This window comes from Candidatus Magnetaquicoccus inordinatus (assembly GCF_004217665.1).
GTDB lineage: Bacteria > Pseudomonadota > Magnetococcia > Magnetococcales > Magnetaquicoccaceae > Magnetaquicoccus > Magnetaquicoccus inordinatus.
In genome coordinates this window covers 1-4,656 of sequence record NZ_RXIU01000248.1, presented here as the reverse complement: position 1 = coordinate 4,656, position 4,656 = coordinate 1, and the positions used below count along the sequence as shown (strand labels likewise).

The 4,656-nt window shown below is 48.5% G+C and carries 3 protein-coding genes and 1 pseudogene; all 4 read left to right on the top strand.

What is annotated here, in order from left to right:
• Positions 1 to 1,303: DUF3418 domain-containing protein (locus tag EJP87_RS13975; RefSeq protein ID WP_130472480.1), on the top strand; the 1,303-nt coding region annotated here is incomplete at its 5' end.
• 387 nt (positions 1,304 to 1,690) lie between these two features.
• On the top strand, positions 1,691 to 1,984 hold the full coding sequence (locus EJP87_RS17970) for a hypothetical protein (protein ID WP_193771397.1): 294 nt from the start codon (positions 1,691 to 1,693) through the stop codon (positions 1,982 to 1,984).
• Positions 1,981 to 2,277 (top strand): hypothetical protein, encoded by a 297-nt coding sequence (locus EJP87_RS13970; RefSeq protein ID WP_130472479.1) that lies wholly within the window; start codon positions 1,981 to 1,983, stop codon positions 2,275 to 2,277. Before EJP87_RS17970 ends, EJP87_RS13970 begins: the two co-directional genes overlap by 4 nt.
• A 178-nt stretch (positions 2,278 to 2,455) precedes the next feature.
• Positions 2,456 to 3,801 (top strand): annotated as a pseudogene (locus tag EJP87_RS13965) (IS4 family transposase).
• The last annotated feature ends 855 nt before the right edge of the window (positions 3,802 to 4,656 follow it).

The following is a 4,656-nucleotide window of genomic DNA, read 5'->3' as shown; positions in this document are numbered from 1 at the left end:
AGATGGAATCAGTGTCTTGATCCCCTTGCCTTTTCTCAACCAACTGACTCCCGCCCCCTTTGAGTGGCTGGTTCCTGGTTTGCTGGCCAATAAAATATTGGCCCTGCTCAAGGGATTACCCAAAACCCTGCGCCGTCCTTTGGTGCCCTTGCCGCAGACCCAACAGTTTTGTCTGCAACAGATCTCTGCTTATGGGCAAGACAAACCGCTTGGCTCGGTATTGGGACTGATTTTGCTGCGTCAATATGGCTTGACCATCCCTGGTGATGCCTGGCGGCATGAAGATCTGCCAGAGCATCTACGAATTAATTTCAAGGTTATTGCTGAAAACAGCGACACCCTCCTGGCCCAAGGTCGTGATTTGCGTGCTTTGCAACAGGAGTGGGGTGCGGTGGCAAAAAAGCAGTTTTCCGCACTGCCCAAAAGCGCTTTTGCCCAAAGCGGCTTGACCAGTTGGAGTTTTGGCAATCTGCCGCAGCAGGTGGTGGTGGCGGGAGAACGGCGTAACAGTTTTGGTTTTCCGGCCATTCATGATGACGGCCAGTCGGTCTCCTTGCGTCTGGTGGAGGATGCGGATGAGGCACGACGCATCAGTCGTTGGGGATTGGTGCGTTTATTTGCGTTGCAGTTGGCGCCGCTACTGCAACCCTTGCAAAAAAAATGGAGCCTGCCTCGTGATTTGCTGGGCATTGATCCAGCCTTTGGATCTGGCAAGGGATTGTGGTGGGAGTGCACCGCCTTGGCCTTGGCTAAAATCTTTTTGGATGGCCATGCGGAAGAGATTGAAAACGAAGAGCAGTTTTTACAGCGTTTGGCCAATGGGCGACCGTTAGTGGGACAGACGATCCTAGAGATGCAGCAGTTGATCAAAGAGATTGCCTTGCGTCAACGTGCTGTGCAGACAGTATTGGCGCAGGGAGAGATTCCTGGCCTGCCGATGGTGGAGGGTGATATACGCAGCCATTTGGCCAGTTTAATCTATCCAGGCTTTTTGCGGGAGACCGCACCGGCTTGGTTGAAACACTATCCACGTTATTTGCAAGGCATCCTGTTGCGTTTGCAACGCCGGGCACAAGCGCCATTACGTGATAATCAACGTGCTGCCGAGTTGCAGCCCTACTGGAAACGCTATCTGGAGCGAGCCAAACAGCATGCGGCAGCGCGCATCCAGGATCCAGAGTTGGCATACTATCGTTGGATGGTGGAGGAGTTGCGCATCTCCCTGTTTGCCCAGGATCTGCGCACTCTCTTCCCGGTCTCTGGCAAACGCCTGGAGCAGCAATGGGAAAAGATACTCCCTTAAATCAGGCCGTCATGCTCTCATTGACAAAAATGCACAATCGATCCGCTGACCCGAGATCAGTATAAATCAAATGTGGGGATAACATACGCATTGCCCGTTGGAAATAGGTATGGTGTCCCCAGATTTCAGAAATGGATATACTGTCTCCCGGTTTCCCACAGATTTCAGAAATGGATATACTGTCCCCCGATTTCCCGGTTTCTCAGAAATGGATACACTGTCCCCCGATTTCCCGATTTCCGGAGTTGTAATGGCGTCAACAGCTTTCCTTTGGCTGGATGTTGGTAGGGTGGTGGGAGTTGAACTGGAGTCTGGATTTTTTGGATCGCATGGTGTTTTCCATTTTACATCGGTTTGTTTCTTCTGATAAAATCACCGGCACTGGTTATGTTGTATTCGTTATCATTGTTTTCAGTGGCGTGTAACGCCGACAAAAGGCATTTTACTTGCTGGTGGTACACCCGGCTGAACACGCTGGCATTGTTTCTTGTCGCATTGGCGGGACGAGAGACGGTTGAGTCGTTGGTGGCCGTGGTAGAGCCGTTCGCTGTCGCATTGGCCGGACGAGAGACGGTTGAGTCGCAAGTGGATGCTGGCGCGTTGTTCGGTGGTGTGGGATCAGGAAATTTGGACGGATTGCTTGGAATTCATCTTTTTTGTGTTTTTTTGGGTTTAGTATGAGTTTTTTGCAAAACTATATTCTTTTTCCTGTTAAAGCTGGTGGAGCGATCCTTGCGAGTTTCGCTTCCATTGCGTCATTTGTCTTTATTGGTATAGCAGACGATGTCCATACATTAATCAGGATTCTTGTTTCTATCGTTGTTTTCTTATTGGTTATGTTGGTTACAACTATTTACAGACAATACAATGATAACGAAAAGCTTCCTATTGATCTATCGGTGATTGACGTAGAACGAAGCCTTTCGCAAGATATCACCGATTATGGGGATCTGCTTATAACGATTAGCAGATGAAATCGGGGGACAGTATATCAATTAACCGCATTAACTGGTGACCGATGGAAATCGGGGGACAGTATATCAATTTCCCACTCGAAATCGGGGTAAATCGGGGGACAGTAAATCCATCCCGTTACACACATCTTGACTTTCGGTAATATTGCTTCTTTTCCGACAGTCAAGGAGATGGCAGATGACCTGGGTAGAAGAGGAGTTTGAAACAGTCGATCTTGGTGATAAACGTTTGAATGACCGTCTGATTTTGTTGCTGCACGATTGTCTGAATCCCCAACAGCAAGCATTCCGGGGGCGTGTTCTGGCTGGGCAGAGGTTCAGGGAGCGTATCGCTTCTTGGCTCAGGAGGATGTCGGATGGGAAGATATTCTGGCACCTCATTTCGCCTGCTCCACAAGGAGGATGGCCCAGCATCATGTTGTACTGTGCATTCAAGACACCACGGAATTGGACTTCAACGGTCAACAGATTGAAGGTATGGGTCCCCTGTCCTACGACGCCCAGAGAGGCATGTATCTGCATCCAACCTATGCGGTAAGTGTTGACAGAGAACCTCTTGGAATATTAGATGCTTGGATGTGGTCTCGCGCAGTAAAGGATGAAAACGGCAACCCTCAACACAGTATGAAAGAGAGCCTGCGTTGGATCGAAGGCTATGATCGACTTGCCGAGTTGGCACAAAGTCTTCCCGATACACGGTTGGTTTATGTGGCTGATCGCGAGGGCGATATTGTCGAGTTGATGCGCAAGGCGCAGGAGCTTGGAAATCCGATTGATTGGCTGGTGCGCTCTCAGCACAACCGATCTCTTCCGTCTGGAGAAAAATTATGGCAGTCAGTGAAAAACACTGATTTTGTTGGTGAAATTAAGTTTTTGTTGCCATTACGGAAAGCCAAGAAAGGTCAGCAAGCACAAAAGGCACGTACAGTCAGGCAGCAGGTACGCTGCCATTCGGTGAAGGTGTCTGATGGTCGCAGAGGTCGGGTTGATGCGTACTGCGTAATTGCATCTGAGGTAGACGCTCCTCCCGGCGTGCAACCGATTGAGTGGCGTCTGTTGACAAACCGTAAGATAGAAGACTTTGAAAGTGCAACAGAATTAATCGATTGGTATCGGGCACGATGGGAAATAGAAATGTTTTTCCATGTGCTCAAGACTGGCTGTCGAGTGGAAGCACTGCAATTATCCACGGTTGACAGGGTGGAACGGGCCTTGGCAATCTTCATGGTGGTGGCATGGCGTATTGCCCATTTGATGAGGTTGGGGCGAAGTTGCCCAGACTTGGACGCGGAGTTGCTGTTTGACCGAGAAGAATGGCAGGCCGCCTATCTCCTGATGAAAAGACCGCTTCCAAGACAGGCACCACGTCTGAATGAAGTTGTCCGGTTGGTCGCCATGGTTGGAGGTTTTCTTGGTCGTAAGGGGGACGGGGAACCAGGGGTCAAGACCATCTGGCAAGGGCTACAGCGCGTGATGGACTGCGCACAAGGGATTCGATGGACCCGTGAAAACCAAGTCGTTTGAGATGTGTGTAATGGGATGCAGTAAATCGGGGGACAATATATCAATTAACCGCATTAACTGGTGACCGATGGGGAAATAAATATACTGTCCCCCGATTTCAAAGTGACCGATGGGGAAATAAATATACTGTCCCCCGATTTCCGATTTCCAACGATGGGAATATACTGTCCCCCGATTTCAAATAAATATACTGTCCCCCGATTTCTGTCCCCCGATTTCCAGTAACAACGTTATGTCGAAAAACAAGAAATACGTATGATGTCCAACGATTTCATGACAAACAGCCGCCAAGCTCTTTATCAATTTGTTAAATCCAGTATTGCTTTTTCAAGAGCCCCTGTTGAGTGACAAACAATTGTCTCAATTTTATCTCCGTTTGTGAAATCCGAAATCGGGGGACAGTATATCAATTAACTGCATTAACTGTCAATAGCCGCCCATTGAAATCAGGGGACAGTATATCAATTAACCGCATTGATTTGAAATCGGGGGACAGTATATCAATTTGTTTGGAAATCGTGGGACAGTATATCAATTTGGCCTAAAATCGGGGGACAGAAATCGGGAAATCGGGGGACAGTATATTTCTCGGGAAATCGGGGGACAGTATATTTCGAAATCGGGGGACAGTATATCAATTAACCCATGTTTAACATGCTACAAAATTTTTCAAGCAATATCAGTGTATTGTGATGCTGATTTTTCGCAAGTGGCACTACAAAGTTGATGTCTTGGCCATTTTTTGATCAAGCGATCATCTTTTTTACTCCACCGGGGTTGGGGTCGATGGCAAGAGCTTGGTAAATCAACTTCTGGTTTGGCTCTGCTTTTGTCGCTTTGCGCACGTGCAAGACC

Coding starts and splice junctions, on each gene's coding strand:
- EJP87_RS13970 (WP_130472479.1), top strand. CDS start 1,981: ATGAGTTTTTTGCAAAACTATATTCTTTTTCCTGTTAAAGCTGGTGGA.
- EJP87_RS17970 (WP_193771397.1), top strand. CDS start 1,691: ATGTTGTATTCGTTATCATTGTTTTCAGTGGCGTGTAACGCCGACAAA.